Source organism: Breznakiella homolactica, assembly GCF_016616095.2.
Classification (GTDB): Bacteria; Spirochaetota; Spirochaetia; order Treponematales; family Breznakiellaceae; genus Breznakiella; species Breznakiella homolactica.
Genome location: NZ_CP067089.2, coordinates 2,730,345 through 2,746,523, shown reverse-complemented (window position 1 = coordinate 2,746,523; position 16,179 = coordinate 2,730,345). Strand labels below are relative to the sequence as shown.

Annotated in this window: 12 protein-coding genes; 6 read left to right on the top strand and 6 right to left on the bottom strand. The window is 57.1% G+C overall.

The window, feature by feature from the left end:
- The first annotated feature begins 1 nt into the window (after nucleotide 1).
- From JFL75_RS12370 to JFL75_RS12355, 4 genes are read left to right on the top strand one after another with little or no spacing between them, the layout of a single operon-like run.
- Entirely contained in the window at nucleotides 2–1,759 is a 1,758-nt protein-coding gene (locus JFL75_RS12370) for a [Fe-Fe] hydrogenase large subunit C-terminal domain-containing protein (RefSeq protein ID WP_215626993.1), read from the top strand.
- Complete coding sequence (locus JFL75_RS12365; RefSeq protein WP_215626992.1) at nucleotides 1,756–2,994, top strand: SpoIIE family protein phosphatase; 1,239 nt, start codon at nucleotides 1,756–1,758, stop codon at nucleotides 2,992–2,994. The genes JFL75_RS12370 and JFL75_RS12365 overlap by 4 nt, the downstream gene beginning before the upstream one ends.
- Nucleotides 2,995–3,031: 37 nt before the next feature.
- Nucleotides 3,032–3,295, top strand: a complete 264-nt coding sequence (locus tag JFL75_RS12360; RefSeq protein ID WP_215626991.1) for an NAD(P)H-dependent oxidoreductase subunit E — start codon at nucleotides 3,032–3,034, stop codon at nucleotides 3,293–3,295.
- Nucleotides 3,295–4,737 (top strand): monomeric [FeFe] hydrogenase, encoded by a 1,443-nt coding sequence (locus JFL75_RS12355; protein WP_251106203.1) that lies wholly within the window; start codon nucleotides 3,295–3,297, stop codon nucleotides 4,735–4,737. The genes JFL75_RS12360 and JFL75_RS12355 overlap by 1 nt, the downstream gene beginning before the upstream one ends.
- A 28-nt stretch (nucleotides 4,738–4,765) precedes the next feature.
- Here the strand turns inward: JFL75_RS12355 and JFL75_RS12350 are convergent, their stop codons facing one another.
- Nucleotides 4,766–6,217: an NAD(P)-dependent malic enzyme gene (locus JFL75_RS12350; RefSeq protein WP_215626990.1), complete on the bottom strand. Its 1,452-nt coding sequence runs from the start codon at nucleotides 6,215–6,217 to the stop codon at nucleotides 4,766–4,768.
- 13 nt (nucleotides 6,218–6,230) lie between these two features.
- The gene (locus JFL75_RS12345) at nucleotides 6,231–6,722 is read right to left on the bottom strand and encodes a YchJ family protein (protein WP_215626989.1); all 492 of its coding nucleotides are present in this window, start codon (nucleotides 6,720–6,722) and stop codon (nucleotides 6,231–6,233) included.
- A 426-nt stretch (nucleotides 6,723–7,148) separates the two neighbouring features.
- Between JFL75_RS12345 and JFL75_RS12340 the strand changes: the two genes are divergently transcribed.
- The gene (locus tag JFL75_RS12340) at nucleotides 7,149–8,102 is read left to right on the top strand and encodes a DMT family transporter (protein WP_215626988.1); all 954 of its coding nucleotides are present in this window, start codon (nucleotides 7,149–7,151) and stop codon (nucleotides 8,100–8,102) included.
- Here JFL75_RS12340 and JFL75_RS12335 read toward each other — a convergent pair.
- Nucleotides 8,068–10,950: a hypothetical protein gene (locus JFL75_RS12335; RefSeq protein ID WP_215626987.1), complete on the bottom strand. Its 2,883-nt coding sequence runs from the start codon at nucleotides 10,948–10,950 to the stop codon at nucleotides 8,068–8,070. The two genes, JFL75_RS12340 and JFL75_RS12335, sit on opposite strands and share 35 nt — an antisense overlap.
- Nucleotides 10,951–11,370: 420 nt before the next feature.
- Between JFL75_RS12335 and murA the strand changes: the two genes are divergently transcribed.
- Nucleotides 11,371–12,654, top strand: a complete 1,284-nt coding sequence (gene murA / locus JFL75_RS12330) for a UDP-N-acetylglucosamine 1-carboxyvinyltransferase (RefSeq protein WP_215626986.1) — start codon at nucleotides 11,371–11,373, stop codon at nucleotides 12,652–12,654.
- Here murA and JFL75_RS12325 read toward each other — a convergent pair.
- From JFL75_RS12325 to JFL75_RS12315, 3 genes are read right to left on the bottom strand one after another with little or no spacing between them, the layout of a single operon-like run.
- The gene (locus tag JFL75_RS12325) at nucleotides 12,633–13,532 is read right to left on the bottom strand and encodes a J domain-containing protein (RefSeq protein WP_215626985.1); all 900 of its coding nucleotides are present in this window, start codon (nucleotides 13,530–13,532) and stop codon (nucleotides 12,633–12,635) included. The genes murA and JFL75_RS12325 overlap by 22 nt on opposite strands.
- Complete coding sequence (locus JFL75_RS12320; RefSeq protein WP_215626984.1) at nucleotides 13,525–15,327, bottom strand: hypothetical protein; 1,803 nt, start codon at nucleotides 15,325–15,327, stop codon at nucleotides 13,525–13,527. The genes JFL75_RS12325 and JFL75_RS12320 overlap by 8 nt, the downstream gene beginning before the upstream one ends.
- Entirely contained in the window at nucleotides 15,320–16,099 is a 780-nt protein-coding gene (locus tag JFL75_RS12315; protein WP_215626983.1) for a hypothetical protein, read from the bottom strand. The genes JFL75_RS12320 and JFL75_RS12315 overlap by 8 nt, the downstream gene beginning before the upstream one ends.
- Nucleotides 16,100–16,179: the final 80 nt, after the last annotated feature.

Here is a 16,179-nt window from a genome sequence, read left to right as displayed (position 1 = left end):
TATGGATTTGCTTAATCCCGTTTATACCGAAAAGGCCGAATGCCAGGATTGCTATAAATGCCTGCGGGAATGTACCGTTAAGGCGATTAAGGTTGAAGGGGGCCGCGCGGCGGTCGTGCCGGAGCTGTGTGTCCTCTGCGGCCACTGTGTCGAGGTCTGTCCCGTGGGCGCGAAGCGTGTGCGGAACGATCTTCCCCGGGCAAAACTGCTCCTGGAGTCCGGCCGGCGGGTTATTGCGTCGGTGGCCCCGGCGTTTGCGTCGGAGTTTTCCGGTATCGCGCCGGGTAAACTCGCCGGGGCGCTGAAAAAACTCGGATTCTGGGGAGTGTCGGAGACGGCCCGCGGGGCTGATCTGGTGGCGCGGCAGGTTGCCCGGGAGCTGACCGTCCGGGACGAAGATAGGGGAGGGAAATTCCCGAAGGTGCTGATTTCTTCGGCATGTCCCACGGTGGTGGAGTACGTAAAAAAATACCAGGGGGCCTTCGGCAGCGGCGTAACGGATTTCCATTCGCCTCTGATGGCCCACGCGGAGGAACTTAAGGCCTTATACGGCAATGATATAGCGGTTGTTTTTATCGGTCCCTGTATTTCAAAGAAACGGGAGTCGGACCTGCACCGGGATCTGGTGGAGGCGGTTATCGACTTCAGGGATCTGGAAATCTGGTTTGGTGAAAAGGGTATCCTGCCGGAAATCATCAGCCCGGCGGACGAGGCCGCGTTTATCCCCGAACGGGCGGGAAAGGGCGCGCTGTATCCCATGGACGGCGGCATGATCGCCGCGGTTAAGCGGTATTCGATTCCTCCGGGGGTACGGTACATGGCGTTTTCCGGTATCGGCGAAATCGACCGGGCTCTGAAGGAACTGTCCGAGACGGAACTGGACGCTCCCGTATTCCTGGAACTGCTTGCCTGCGCCGGGGGCTGTATCAACGGTCCCCGGGTACGGAGCCGGACCGGAACCATCAGGAAACGGCTTTCGGTTTTTTCCTACGCAGAAGACGCTCCGGAAATTTACACCGGGCCGTCGCCGGATATTTCCAATACCTGGTACATGAAACCGATCCGGGAGACCGAACCGTCGGCGGAAGAAATCGCCGGAGCCCTGCGCCGGACTGGCAAATACAGCCGTGAGGACGAACTCAACTGCGGCGGCTGCGGCTACGATACCTGCCGTGATTTTGCCCGGGCCATGGTCAGCGGCAAGGCCGAACAGGAGATGTGTGTTTCCTATATGCGGAAGCTGGCCCAGAAAAAAGCCAACGGCCTCATCCGGGCTATCCCCAGCGGGGTGGTCATCGTCGACAAGGACCTCAGGATCGTGGAATGCAACCGCAACTTTGTAAAACTTATCGGCGGCGACGCCGAAGAACTCTGGGAGGCAAAGCCCGGACTCGAAGGCGCGGAACTCGATAAGATGGTGCCCTTCCACCGGTACTTCCGGGATGTGCTCAACGGCGCGCCCGCCCTGGACAAGGATATCAAACTGGACCGGCGGATTTTCCACGCCACGATTTTTGGAATCGAACGGGGAGAATTCGCCGGCGGGGTTTTCCAGGATGTTACCGCCCCCTGGGTTCGCAAGGACCGGGTCGTCTCCCAGGCCCGGAAGGTCATTTCAAAAAACCTGGCGGTGGTCCAGAAAATCGCCTTCCTGCTCGGGGAAAACGCCGCGGAAACCGAAGCGACCCTCAGTTCAATAATAGAGTCCTTTGATGACTCGGGAAAGGCCGACCAGGAAAGCGGGGACAGCCGGCGATGAACGGGGGAACATTCGTAGAGGTCGGGTATTACCAGACGAAAAAACACGGCCAGGGCGCGGAGGGGGATGTTTTCCTTTCGAGAAAAACCGAGGACGGCCGGATCATTACGGTGCTCTCCGACGGCTTGGGCTCGGGAATAAAAGCGGGGGTCCTGGCGACCCTGACGGCGACCATGGCTATGAAATTCATTGCCGAGGATATTCCCATCCGCCGGGCCGCGGACATCATCATGAAAACCCTGCCGGTCTGCAAGGAACGGCGGATCAGCTACGCCACATTCACCATCGTGGATATCGATACCGAAGACCGGGTCAAGATTATCGAATACGACAACCCGCCCTATATTCTCATCCGGGAGCAGACCCAGATTGAGCCGATGAAAGGGGACATCACGGTTCACCGGGAAAGCCCCCGGGAACGGAAGCGGTCCACAGGCGGCGGAACCGCGGTGCTTGCGGTCCCGCAGATCCGGGACGCGGTGATGCAGTATTCAGAATTTCTGGCCCTTCCCGGGGACCGGCTCGTTTTCTTCTCCGACGGGGTTACCCAGTCCGGAATGGGAACGAAAACGAAGCCCCTGGGCTGGGGGAATCCCGCGGTCCAGCGCTACGCCCTTACCATGGTCCGGGACAACCCCGATCTTTCCGCCCGGGAACTGGCCCGGAGAATCGTAAAGGAAGCGGAAGCCAACGACGCCTATACTTCCAAGGATGACATAACCTGCGGGGTGGTGTACTTCAGGATGCCGCGGAAGCTCCTGGTCATGACCGGGCCGTCGGTGGAAAAAGAGCGCGACCGGGAGATGGCGGAGAATTTTGAAAATTTCCCCGGCCGCCGGGTGGTCTGCGGCGGAACAACCGCCCAGATTCTGGCCCGGGAGCTGGGAAAAACCGTAAAGGTTTCGCTTAAGGACATTGATCCCGGGATGCCGCCGGCTTCGGTCATGGACGGCGCCGATCTCGTTACCGAGGGAATCATTACTCTGGGGAAGGTCGCGGAAATCCTCGAAGGGTATTCCGGCGGGGAACGGTATAAGCCGAACCCGGCGTCCCGTATGGTGGAGCTGTTCCTCGATTCCGACCAGATTGAATTTGTAGTGGGCACCAAAATCAACGAAGCCCATCAGGATCCGGCCATGCCCGTGGAGCTTGAAATACGGCGGAACGTGGTTAAACGTATTGCGGCGATTCTGGAAGAGAAGTACCTTAAGGAAACTGTGGTTCGTTTTATCTAGAACCCCGGATGCTGTTCCCGCGGAAAAGGAGAGGGTTATGACTGATAGTATTGTTAAGGTTGTTGTGTGTTCCGGTACGGCCTGCTACGTCATGGGCGGATCGGAGCTGCTGGTTTTGGACGATCACATACCGGCAAAATGGAAAGACAATGTTCAGTTGGAAGGAGCGCCCTGCCTCGGGTTATGCAAGGACAAAAAAAACGGCAAGGCGCCTTTTGCGGAGGTTGACGGGACAGTCGTATCCCAGGCAACCATTCCGGAGGTTCTGAAAATAATCGCGGAGAAACTTGGAGAGACCTGATGCATTACAACAATAACGCGGCCCTGATAAAGCGGGAGCTGCTGGTATCCATTATCCGGCTTTTTCTCGAAGACAAACTGGAGGAAGGCATCGACCGGATTCCTTATGAAATGACCTCAGACAAGGATTACCAGCCTATACGGTGCTGCGTGTTCCATGACCGGGAGATCCTAAAAACCAGAATGCTGGCCAGGCTCGGGTTTTCGGTGGAGGGATATGAGGATGACGGCACCTCCCTGGCTGTGTATGTCCGCAAAGCTTTAGACCGGAAGAAGATTGAAGAACCGATCCTCACGGTGCTGGATGATGCCTGCAACGCCTGTGTTAAAACCCAGTTCCTGGTGACCAATGCCTGCCAGGGCTGCCTTGCCCGGCCGTGTTATATGAACTGTCCCAAAAAAGCGGTATCCATGGCGGATGGCCACGCGGTGATAGACAAGGAAAAATGTGTCAACTGCGGCATCTGCCTCCAGGTCTGTCCCTATCACGCCATAATAAAAATTCCCGTTCCCTGTGAGGAAGCCTGCCCCGTGGGGGCCATTTCCAAGGACTCCGACGGCAAAGAACGGATCGATTATGAAAAATGCGTGTACTGCGGAAGCTGTATGCGGGAATGCCCCTTCGGCGCCATGATGGATAAATCCCAGATAGTTGATGTCCTGGCGGCGAAGAAGGCGGGAAAAAAACTCTCCGCCCTCTTCGCTCCGGCGGTGGCGGGTCAGTTCCGGGCTTCCCTGGGTAAACTGATCAACGCCCTGAAGCTGGCGGGTTTTGATGAGGTCTACGAAGTTGCCCTGGGCGCGGACATAACCGCGGAAAAGGAAGCCAAGGAATTTGCCGAACGCATGGAACGGGGGGAGCCCTTCATGACCACCAGCTGCTGTCCTGCCTACGTTCAGACCGTTAAAAAGCATATTCCCGGTCTGGCTCCCCGGGTATCGGAGACCAGGACCCCCATGCATTATACCGCGGAGATTTCCGCACGGGAGCACCCGGACCATCTCAGGGTTTTTATCGGCCCCTGCCTTGCCAAACGCAAGGAAGGTATCGACGACCAGCTGGTCGACTATGTGCTTACCGCCGAGGAGATCGGCGCGCTGTTTGTCGCCATGGACATCGATGTCATGGCGGTGGAAGAAACCGCCGTGGAGCGGCCGGCGAAAACCGGCGGCCGGAGTTTCCCCTGGTCCGGCGGTGTTGCCGGGGCGGTTAAACTCAATCTGGCGGAATCATCCATTCCGGAATTCCGGCCGGAACTTGTGGACGGCCTTAACAAGGAGGGGATGAAAATCCTCAAGACCTGGTCCGACGGAAACCATACGGGCAATATCCTTGAGGTTATGGCCTGCTCCGGCGGCTGTGTCGCCGGTCCCCTGGTTATCGCCAATCCGAAGGTCGCCACTACGCAGCTTAAGAAAATAGCGGAAACCAGCGGTACATAAAAAAGGGCTCCATAAGGAGCCCTTTTTGTTACTTAACTTCGCTGATCGCCTTCGCCAGCGCCGCTTCCAGCATTTCCGCCGGCGGCTCCGGAATGTGTCCCAGCTTTTTCATATCCTCCACCAGAGCCCGGGCCGCTTCAATATCCTCTTTGGCTCTGCGGTACACTTCGTCCCGGGTAAGCTCCACCCGGGCGACCCCTTCCTTGATCGCTTCCATTGCCACGTCGGCGGCTTCCTGGGCAAAGACCTCGGTCTCTTCCATAGTCGCGATAATATTATCCGGGGTGATGCCCCGTTTCTCCGAAAAGTCCGCGATGGAGTGGGCGCAGCGGATGGCCATACCGTCGGTGATCTTCCGGGCCCGTACCAGGAGCGCTCCTTTGAGGATCCCGGGGAAACAGACCGAGTTGTTGACCTGGTTGGGGAAGTCTCCCCGGCCGGTGGCGACTATGAAGGCGCCTTCCTCTTTGGCCGCGTAGGGCCAGATCTCCGGCACGGGGTTGGCGCAGACGAATACGATTGATTTTTCCGCCATGGAGCGGATCCATTCCCGCTTGACCGTATCCGGCCCCGGGGTTGAGAGGGCGATCAGAACATCGGCGCCGGCCATGGCTTCTTCCATGGTGGCCACCTTATTGGGGTTGGTCTGCTCGCAGAGTTCCCATTTCCGGTAATTCCGGGGATCGTTCTTTATATCTTCCCGGCCGGTATGCAGGGAGCCCTTGGAATCGAAGATGACCATCTTTGAGGGATCGCCGCCGTCGGTGAGGATCAGCCGGGCAATGGTGGTATTGGACGCACCGGCTCCCAGGAGGACGATCTTAGCGTCGCTCATTTTCTTTCCCGCCAGCTTGAGGGCGTTGATGAGACCCGCCAGGGTTACGCAGGCCGTTCCCTGGGCATCGTCGTGCCAAACCGGAATGTCACAGGCTTCCCGGAGTTCGTCCAGGACCTTAAAGCAGTTCGGCTGGCTGATGTCCTCAAGGTTAACCGCCCCGAAGGAATGCTGGACCATTTTCACGAATTCAATAATTTTATCGGGATCGTTCTTGCCGTCTTTTCCTTTGGAATCGATGCACAGGGGGACCGCGTCGACCCCGCCGAGGTATTTCATGATCATGGCTTTTCCTTCCATGACCCCGAGGCCGCCCGGAGGGGTACAGTCCCCGTCACCGAGTACCCGGGTGGAGTCGGAAACAACCGCTACGAGATTGCCGCGGTTGGAAAGGGAAAAGGACGTATCGTTGTTATCCCGGATGGTGGTGGATATTTTCGATACCCCCGGGGTATACCAGACATTAAACCAGTTAAGGCTGTAAATACCGCACTTGGGGACGGTCTGCATTTTTCCGCCGTAGAATTTGTGGGCTTCCAGGGACAAGTTCTTGAGGAACAGCGTTTTCGCCTGGGCTTTCTGGTCTTCGGTAAAATCGGAAGGAAACAGGTCATCGAGATTTTTCAGGTTGGGATCGATTTTCATGGACATCTCCTTATTAAGCTCCCCGGCCGCAGCAGTGTTTATATTTTTTCCCGCTTCCGCAGGGACAGGGTTCGTTCCGGCCTACTTTCGGCCCTTGGCGGACGATGGTTTCCGGTATAATGTCGCCGTCGCTGTAGAGCCATTCACCGTTGGTCTTCGTGAACCGTGCCCGTTCGTGGTGGCGGTCCTTAAGCCCGTTCGTCATATACGACGCGGTGAATTCCACCGTTCCTTCATCATCCCCGGGGCCGCCCTTGATAACCGAGTGGATTTCCAGGCCCAGCCATTCTGATTTTTCGCTCCAGTCCCGGGTCTGCTTTTCATCAATGTCCCGCTCCCCGGAGCTGGTGCAGGTATTGAGGATGTAATTGATTTCGTGTTCCGCGTACGCTGAATATCTGCTGCGCATGAGCGCTTCGGCGGTGGGGGCCTTTTGGGCTCCCGTAATATAGGGCCCGCAGCACTCAGTGTACGCCCTCCCGGAACCGCAGGGGCAAAGTTTCATTATATTACCTCTGAGATAGTTTTACCCTACTTATGCCGAGTATGCAAGTTAAATACCGCGGGGTACCTGCACTATCCGGCCTGCCCAGCACAGAAGCATGGAGATACCGGGTCCGGGGGGCCTGTCACATGAAAAGAAATCCCGCTGGGCGGTATTTCTTTTCATGTGACACCCCCTTCGCCGGTTGGAAGCAGCCTATACGGAAGGGTCAACTGACCAGGCACGCCGGAAAGCACCCGGCCGTAATGGTAACGCCGGGTGTTATGAATAAAGGGGAATGAGCGACTTTCGAGGCCGGAGGCCGACATGGAGCCATTCCCCTTTATTCATGACAGGACCCGCGGCCCCGGTATCTCCGGGAGCTTTCGGGCTTAAAGTGTATGTCCGTTCCTTGTCTTAACTGGCTGCATTCTGTACCATAGTCCCATGAATGACCGGCGGAAGGCTTTAGCTGCGATTGTTGTGTGTGTCCTGTTTTGGGGTTTTTCCTTTATTTCGATTAAGGTTGCCCTGAGGGTATTCCCTCCCATGACCCTGGGGGCTTTCCGTTTTGCCATAGCGGTATTTTTTCTTTTCATTATTAAGAAAATTGTTATACCCGATGAAAAACTCGGACGGCGGGATCTGCCGGGGCTGATCGCGGCGGGTATTACCGGTATTACATTGTACTTCTTTTTTGAAAATACCGGTGTTTCCCTGGTGACCGCTTCGGAGGCATCCATTATTGTCGGCGCTATCCCCGTTCTGACCATGGCGGCCGAATGGCTCGGCGGCCGGATCGCGTTTGTACGGGCGCGGCGCGGCAAAAACCCGGATTCCGCAGCGGACCCGCGGCCGAGGATTTCCGCTGTCCGGTGGGCCGGGGCGGGGGTATCCGTGGCAGGGGTCTGGCTTGTGGCGGGGGTATCTTTTTCGGTATCCGGAAGCATTACAGGTTACCTGTATATGCTCGGCGCCGCCCTGAGCTGGGTGGCGTACTGTTTCCTGACCCGGCCGCTTTTTGCCCGGCATTCCCGGATCTTTATCGTATTCTGGCAGTCGGTTTTCGGGCTCCTGGGGTTCCTCCCCTTTGCGGCGCTGGAATTCCCGCGCTGGGGAAGCCCCGATGCCGGGACCATCCTTCACGTGGTTTTCCTGGGGATTTGCTGCTCCGCCCTGGGATATCTTCTCTACGCCCAGAGCCTGGCGGTCCTGGGGGCAGTGGTTTCCACGGTTTTCGTTAACCTCATTCCCGTGGTTACGGGTATCGCGGGATTCTTCATCCTGGGAGACCGGCTGACCCCGCTCCAGTGGGCCGGCGCCGCCCTGGTAATAGGCGGCGTAACTCTGGCCATGCTGGAAATTCCTACCAGCCGAGGGAAAGGGAAAATCCGAACATAACGTGGTCGGTCCATGTTTCCGCGGACTTATTCAGGGTATTGGAAAGTTTCCACGCGCCCCAGACGCTGGGTTCCACGCTGATGGGAACGGCTTTTATGGGGATAAGAGAAATAACCGGAGCAATCCGGAGAATCGCAGACTGGGCCAGGCGTATATCCCCGGCGAGCGCGGTTCCCTGGGCATCGGGATGGCCCTGACTGTCATAGACCGCCGCGCGGTATGCCGCCGCCGCGTAAAACCGGTTAAAATACAGGTGGGACAGGTTTTTCTGAATCTCCAGGGAGAATATTTTTATAGCCATTTCGCCCCCCGCGAGCCACGTTAGATCCAGGCTGCCCGGAGCCGGGTATTCCGATGATGCCAGGGAATCGAAATGCGATCCGCCGTAGGTTCTCGATTTTCCATGAAGATCCATTCCGGTCTCGTCCCAGGCTCCGTAAAAACTCAGCCCCAGGGGAAAACGGGATTCGAATCCTGCCCGGATAATCCCGTCAAAGCGGGGTTCCCAGGCGCTGAACTGGGATCTGCCGTACGCAAAGCCGCTGATCCCATCGCCGAAAAACTGCCAGCTTTGGCGGCGGAGACTTGTTAGACCAATCCCCAGGGACGCGCTGTACCGTGATTCATCGTATCCCCAGGTATACGCGCTGGAGCCGTCCTTGGGATTTGTCGCGGTAAAGGCCGCCGAAACTCCGGCGCTGAGGCTCAGGTAATTCCGCTCGTTCCCCATGCCCCGGGAAAAAGAGCCGCTGATGCCGGCCCGGGTGGCCCGGTAGGAATCTCCGGTCATGCGGTCAACCTTATCGGAGAACGTGACCGTCAGGGGAATCCCGAACCACAAATTCTGCCATTGAACATCCACCATGGCCATTGCGGCGGGGATATCCGCCGCGGCCTGCAGTATGACCGTATTGGTATCCGTGGGATCTATCATTACCGAAGCGATTCCGACCCCGCCGAAGCGCAGGTAATCCGATTCATACCGTACCGAAACTGTGGGAAGCCACAGCTTAAAAGGGTTGAGGTACCGGATGGCGAAGTATTTCCGGCATTCCAGGGGCGGCGGTTCCTGAACCTGCCGGTTCCGCCGGGCTTCCGCCTCTCCTTCCCAGGGCCTGAATTCCAGGGCCGCGGCGGTACCCTGCGGAATCCCAGGGTACCGCAGCAATCCGTCCCGGGAGGCAAAGGCCCCGCGGTAGTAAATTTCACCGTTTACGGCGACGGGAGAGAAAACCCCTCCGGAAAAATCCGTTTCCCCGAAAAAAGCCTCCACCGTGCCTAAAGGGGCCGCCGAGGCAATCCCGGAAACATCGATTATTCCCAGTTTGTACATCCGGTCATCGTGGTTGTAGCTGAAAAAGATCCGGCCGCCGGACACCCGCAGGTCCCGGATATACCGCCACCGTTCCGCGTCGTCCTCCAGGGACGAATGCAGCGTAAAGGTTTGTTTCGTATCGTAATTAAAGACGCACAGTTCCCGGATACCGCGCCTGACGGCGACAAAGGCGATCCAGGAATCGTCAATGGCGCAGGGATTGGAGAAGACCAGTTCCTCACTGCCGGCAAACAGGATTTCCCGTTCTCCGGAGAATGGCTGGTATACAACAGTATTTGCGTGAAGGTCCGATCCGATCCCGATCAGTCCCTTCCGGAAATATCCCGCTTTGTACAGGTTTTTCCATGACCGCCCGGTTCTTCTTCCGGTATCGGTCCGGTATTCCTCGGCCGCGGCGGCGGCCAGAGAATCGGCGTACCGGTAGCCCGATACGAGCAGGTATTTTCCGTCATGGGAAATACCGAAATAATAGGCCGATGAATCCGCCGGGCCCAGGGTTTCCAGGGAATCCGCCGCGGGATCATAGGCCAGAATTTTCCTGCCGCGCCGGTCCAGCAGGAACACCCGGCCATCGCCCGCCGCCATGGCATCGATAAAAGGCCGCGGTCCCTTCAGAGGAATTATATCGCTGTTCTCTTTCAGGCCCTGCAGCGCCAGGGACGCCTGGAAATCATCCCAGGCCTGGGTAAAGGTGATTCCATAGACGGCAGTAAAAAGATGGTAGTACCCTGAATTATACACCACCGGGGAAAGGTAAAACCGCCTGCCCATGGCCTGCCAGAGGCTGGCGTATTTTTCCATACCATAGGTATCCTGCAGATACGCTGAAAAAAGCCCGCCGTATTCGTAATAGGCCGCCTGATCCGGCGGCAGGTCGTAGACCCCGGACACCTGGAATGGGGTAAGAAATTTTCCCTCATGGATAGCCTGCCGGAGTTTCTGCTTAATCACCGGATCGTTGGCCCTGCCGAACCCGTCCAGGCTTTCAAAACTTACCGTTACCCCTTCGACCATAAAAAGCGGCGCGTTCAGTCCCGCGGGATATACCCATCCGCCGAAAATCCTGTGGAGCGCCTCCAGAAAAGGACCGCGGCTGCTCAGGGAAACCGCGTGGGTCAGCTCATGGAGGAAGAGGCTTTTCAGGGAATTCTCAAAAACCGTCCATTCCGGATCCATGGGCGTATCGAACAGAACAATATGCGGGTAGGGCATGGAATTCATGTATCCGTTGAACTGGTCCGTGTGCGGAGTTATGGTTACGGGAATTTTCCCGGGCACGGTAATGCCCAGGAGGGATGAAATCCGTTCGTAAAGTCCGTCGGCGTACTGGGAAAGTGTCCTGGCGGTGGATTCCGATTCCTTCGGGAAGATAATCCGGAAATGTTCGGTTTCGATGAACCTGAGGAAGGTGAAGGGTTTGAAATTCTGGGCCGCCGCGGGAACGGCGCTGCATAAAATAAACAATCCCGCGGCAAGCACCGCCAGCCGCCGCGGCATAGACAAAGCTTTCATTCCCGAGCCCCTTATTTCCAGTATTATGCGGGAGCACAGAGTCTGGCAAGCCGGAAAGCACCCGGGAGTTACCGGTGCCGCGGGTCCTTTCCGGCTCAGCCGGCTCTATGCTGCCCTGCATGGAAGGGCTCCTCCCCCTGGCTCCAAATCTTCGGTTTTCCACCCTCTTTTCCAACAGCGGTATCTGCATTGCTACAGAAAAGCAGCAAAGAAGCATGGGTGTAATAACGGTAACACGGGGTGCCCGGCTGTATGGGCTCTGAGCGACTTTCGAGGCCGAAGGCCGCTGAGGAGCCAGAGCCCATACAGCCGGGCAGGACCCGAAGACCAATATCCCCATGCTTCTTTGCTGAGTTGCATATAATGCAGGTACCGCTAATACTGTTGACGCGGTTCCTATAGAGGGTTAAAGTCAGTTTTATGAATGAGTATTTAATTGAAGGCGGATACCCCGTAGGCGGAACGATCCGGGCCAGCGGCAATAAAAACGCCGCGCTGCCCTGTATCGCCGCTACGCTGCTCACGGATGAACCGGTGGTGCTCCGCAATATACCCGATATTGAAGACGTCCAGGTTATGCTGGATGTGTACAGGTCCTTCGGCGGGGCCGTTGAAAAACTGGAACCCAATGCCTACAGGATGGTTCTCGGCAATATCAGGCAGTCGGAGGTCCCCGAGGATTATGCCCGGAAAATCCGGGCGTCTATTCTGTTTGCCGGACCGCTGCTGGCCCGGACCGCAAAGGCCGTACTCCCGCCCCCGGGGGGTGACGTTATCGGCCGCCGCCGCCTGGATACCCACTTCCTGGCTCTTACGGAACTGGGCGCCCAGGTTGAAATAAACGGAGCCTTTATTTTTTCTGCCCCCGCGCTCACGGGTGCGGACATTTTCCTGGACGAAGCTTCGGTGACGGCCACGGAAAACGCCGTCATGGCGGCGGTTCTCGCCAAGGGCCAGACGATTCTTACCAACGCCGCCAGCGAACCCCACGTCCAGGATCTCTGCCGGATGCTTGTGGCCATGGGCGCCCGGATTGACGGCATCGGTTCCAATATACTCACGATAAACGGTGTCGAAAAACTGGGCGGCTGTGATTTCAAAATCGGTGCTGACTTTATGGAAGTCGGTTCCTTTTTGGGGCTGGCCGCGGCTACCCGGGGCGAACTTATAATCGAAGAAACCAGGCCCATGGATCTGCGCCCCGCGAAGGTGGCGTTCAGCAAGCTGGGGATAACCTGGGAACACGAAGGCAGTACCCTCCGGGTCGCGAAGGACCAGCAGCTCAAGGTCAACTGTGATATCGGAGGCATGATTCCGAAGATCGACGACGCGCCGTGGCCGGGATTTCCGCCTGATCTGACAAGTATTATAACCGTGGTTGCCACCCAGGTTGAGGGTACCGTGCTGGTCCATGAAAAAATGTTTGAGTCCCGGATGTTCTTTGTGGATAAGCTTATCGGTATGGGCGCGCGGATTGTCCTGTGCGATCCCCACCGGGCTGTTGTTTCCGGTCCGACAAAGCTGACCGGAACGGAGCTCACCAGCCCCGATGTGCGGGCCGGTATGGCCATGGTGATCGCCGCCATGGCCGCCGAGGGAAAAAGCGTTATCCGGAATGTTTATCAGATTGAACGGGGGTATGAAAATCTGGCTGCCAGGCTTTCATCCCTGGGCGCGCGTATTCAGCGCCGGGACGACTGCTGATAAACAGGATCCGGCTGTTTTCCGCTGTCCCTCTGGGACATGATTTGCCGGTAGGCTTCCTTAATTGTAATAAAGGCCCGCGCCGCATCTTCCTGGTGTTTTTTATCCAGTTCCTGGAGCGAGTCGGGATGGAACTGGACCGCCAGCTTCCGGAAGGTTGACTTTACTTCGTGGCGGGGAGTCCCGGGGTCGAGCCCGAGAATCAGCCATGGGTCGGCTTCGGTGTGTATTTCCCGGGAAGCGTTTTCGTGTGTCCCTCCGCCGGAATAATCGGGATCGAGAAGTGTCCGAATATAGTAGCCGGTTTCAATCCCCGGGCCGAAGGCCAGCATTTCCAGCTGCTGGCCGAGGTACGCCTGATCCCGGAAAGGGAGCCTGCGGGCGGCCAGACTTTCAGCCAGCAGGTCGGCGTTGAGCATATCCGCCTTGGAAGCGGCCAGGCGGCAGAAGGCTTCGAGTTCCGGGGCATGGTCGCCGCCGTTGGGAAAGGATTCCGCGGCGCTTATCTGGACCGGTTTGAGCGCCGTCTCACTGCCGTCGGCGATGTATCTGCGGTCCCGGGCCTGCAGGGATTTCGCGATGATAATTACCCCCAGGGCGCAGTACGCCGCCATTCCCGGGTCCGGTTCGCTGAAATTCGATTGTCCGGGATTTACCAGATACTCCAGGAGATCCCGGTCACTCTTAAACTGGCCGAACAGTTCCCGGATGAGATAGCCCAGGATAATACCGATAATTACCCCCGCGGCGCCGCCGAAAAGCCCGATAAGGCCCCCCGCAAGAGGGCCTAACCAGGGGAACCGCCGGTTCTTCAGTTTCTTCAATAAAGAGGCGGCGGCGGATCGTAAATTCCGGAATCCCCGGAACGTATCAGCCATGCTGTCCCGCGAGAATTATGAGAGCGGTAACAAAAAGCACCAGGGAAAACACGCAGAATACCACCATGGCCGCGGAAAAACCCATTACCAGGATCATCCAGATACCCATACTGCCGCTGAAATACCGCAGAAAAGCCATCATGCCGGCAAAAACCGCGGGAATAATAACGAGCATGGGTATGCCGAGGTACCGGGGCCGCCGGAGCGCCCGGAAGCGCCAGCCCATAATAATCACCAGGATTGCCAGGGGAAGCAGAATGACCGGTTCCGCGATTCTGTGAAGCATTTCCGCCTGGAAAACCTCCGGTATATGCCCGCGGGTTCCGAGCCCGGCGGCTCCGGCGGCAAGATCCCTGATGGACAGGCTTTCAAGACCCCGGTGGGTTTTCGCGGAGAGCAGAAAATCATTATAGGATATATTCAGAATCATCTGGGTATCGCTCAGTTCCGGCCGCTCCGGCCCGGTCCACTCGGGGCCCCATTGGATGGTTTCGAGATCCCTGTCCAGCGTCCGCATGAGCAGCACCAGCTGGTTACTGGTACTGGTCCGCCGGGTCCGTTCATCCATCGTATCGAGCCGCAGGGGAAGTATCTTGCCGTAGGGCGCTTCCACCCGGAAAGCCATGGAGCCGTCCCGGTTAAAGGCAATTGCCTCGACGCCAATAACGTAGGAAAAATCGGGGAAATTCGAAAGTGAGGAGAACCGAATCACCAGACGGCCTCCGGGGATTCCGCCGGTCCCGGTTCTGGGTATGGAAAAAATTGCCCCGTTGAGGATTTCCCCGATGGCCATGTCCATTTCATCAATAAAAAAGGCTATTTCCCGGACCCCGTCTTCGCTCAGGGCAAGAAAATTGCGGACATCCGGATCCTGGGGTGTGAGTCCCTCCAGTTCCTTGAAGATATAGTAGGCCCTGATCCAATCTCCCGAAACCAGCGCGTTATAGCCGTCCCGTTTTTTATGAAACAGTGAATAGGAATACTGTTCCCGGGCGTTCGGTTCCAGTGATGCTATGGCGTTCCAGGCTTCATTGGCGAGGAGGGAAAACCGCAGCTGTTCCGCGCTTCCCTGCCTGGCAAGGCGCCCCGCAAGGGTTGCCAGCCAGTGGGCATCGTAGTACCGTTCCTGGCTGAACGCTTCCTGGGCCATGGTATAGGCCTCGGTGGCATCCACGGGAACCCATTCTTCCGGTATGCCCAGGGATGCCCGCGGTTCATACCCGTAGGCGTTCCCGGACCCGTCCGCCAGACGGAGCTCGTCGAGGCCTATGGATACCCGGATCCGCAGGGATTCGGTTTCGTAGCTCTGGGGCCAGATTCGTTCACAGATGGCCAGGAACTGGGCCGCTTCGGGCCACGACTCCGTATCGGCTTCTTCCAGGGCCCGTTCTTTTGAAGTTCTGAAGAGGTATCCCTCAAAAGCCATGTCCGACCGGGCGTCAAGAGCCAAGGGATAGGCCAGCAGAAAAAGCAGTCCGTACAGGGCCGTGGCTATGATGGCTGTTATTATATGGCCCTTGATTATTTCGAGAAACTGGGATGAAAAACTCCGGAACTGTTCCGCCGGTGATCTTTGTAGACCGAAGGATATGACCAGCGCCGACAGAGCCAGGGCGGGAAAAAGCTTTATAAAATCAATCAGCCCCAGGATCAGCCGCCATTTAAAGGAAAATACCGGCAGGGGAGCGGCCTGGTCCGGAAATATCATCCTGAATCCCAGGATGATTACCAGGGAAGCCGGAATATACAGAAGGAATATTTTTACCGCGGAAAATGGCTGGTTTTTTTTATCCATTGTCAGCCTTCTTTCCCCGGGCGATATGGACCAGGATGGTATACAGGATGATCAGCAGCGCAAAGACCGCGAGAATTGAAGGTCCCAGAGCGAAAGAAGGTATCCTGTCCCGGGTAAACCCCGTGAGGAGTTCCCGGACCTCCCGGGAATTCAGCGCCGTTTCAAAGGCCACAATCCCCCGGAATACCAGGGCTCCCAAAAAAAGATTCGCCAGGGGCCAGACACTCATCTCAAACAGAAACCGAAGGGAGCTCAGCAGCAGGATAACCGCGGCGGCGTAGAGTATAAAATGCAGAATCCCCTGGTTGACCAGGGTTTCATAGTTATCCGCAACCAGAGAAAAATCCAGGATTATACTTTTCAGAAAGTACGGCGCCTCATTGGAAAACGAAGCCGCCGGCAGGGGCAGGATTGTGTTCCCGGGCCCCCGGGGAACGGCCTGGTACAGCAGCGGCTGGCCCGGAATTGCCACCACCCGGGCTCCGTCGGCTTTCGCGGGGCTCTCCAGAAGCACCATGGTGATGGGGCCCTCGGAAAGCATCAGCCCCGGTTCACCCAATGTTTTCGGATCGGTCACGGTTTGGTTCGGCGGAATTCCCGATATATCCCTGCCGCCGATAAAAACCGCCGCGGTGAGCCCAAGGGACAGCGCGAAAACGGCAATAATAGTCACCGGGGCGGATATTTTTCGCCGGACCGAATAGCTCAGGGTAAGAAGAACCGTTAAATATATGGTAAAGGGTATCGATTTTTTTACGGAATCAAGAAACACAGGGAGTACTGCGATGGATTTAGCCGGAATTTGCAGCGCTTCTCCGATCCAGATGTCAATAAATTTAACCGAAGACGATA

Excerpts from the sequence above, each read along its gene's own strand:
- JFL75_RS12370 (WP_215626993.1), top strand. The coding sequence starts at position 2 with ATGGATTTGCTTAATCCCGTTTATACCGAAAAGGCCGAATGCCAGGAT.
- JFL75_RS12365 (WP_215626992.1), top strand. The coding sequence starts at position 1,756 with ATGAACGGGGGAACATTCGTAGAGGTCGGGTATTACCAGACGAAAAAA.
- JFL75_RS12360 (WP_215626991.1), top strand. The coding sequence starts at position 3,032 with ATGACTGATAGTATTGTTAAGGTTGTTGTGTGTTCCGGTACGGCCTGC.
- JFL75_RS12355 (WP_251106203.1), top strand. The coding sequence starts at position 3,295 with ATGCATTACAACAATAACGCGGCCCTGATAAAGCGGGAGCTGCTGGTA.
- JFL75_RS12350 (WP_215626990.1), bottom strand. The coding sequence starts at position 6,217 with ATGAAAATCGATCCCAACCTGAAAAATCTCGATGACCTGTTTCCTTCC.
- JFL75_RS12345 (WP_215626989.1), bottom strand. The coding sequence starts at position 6,722 with ATGAAACTTTGCCCCTGCGGTTCCGGGAGGGCGTACACTGAGTGCTGC.
- JFL75_RS12340 (WP_215626988.1), top strand. The coding sequence starts at position 7,149 with ATGAATGACCGGCGGAAGGCTTTAGCTGCGATTGTTGTGTGTGTCCTG.
- JFL75_RS12335 (WP_215626987.1), bottom strand. The coding sequence starts at position 10,950 with ATGAAAGCTTTGTCTATGCCGCGGCGGCTGGCGGTGCTTGCCGCGGGA.
- murA (WP_215626986.1), top strand. The coding sequence starts at position 11,371 with ATGAATGAGTATTTAATTGAAGGCGGATACCCCGTAGGCGGAACGATC.
- JFL75_RS12325 (WP_215626985.1), bottom strand. The coding sequence starts at position 13,532 with ATGGCTGATACGTTCCGGGGATTCCGGAATTTACGATCCGCCGCCGCC.
- JFL75_RS12320 (WP_215626984.1), bottom strand. The coding sequence starts at position 15,327 with ATGGATAAAAAAAACCAGCCATTTTCCGCGGTAAAAATATTCCTTCTG.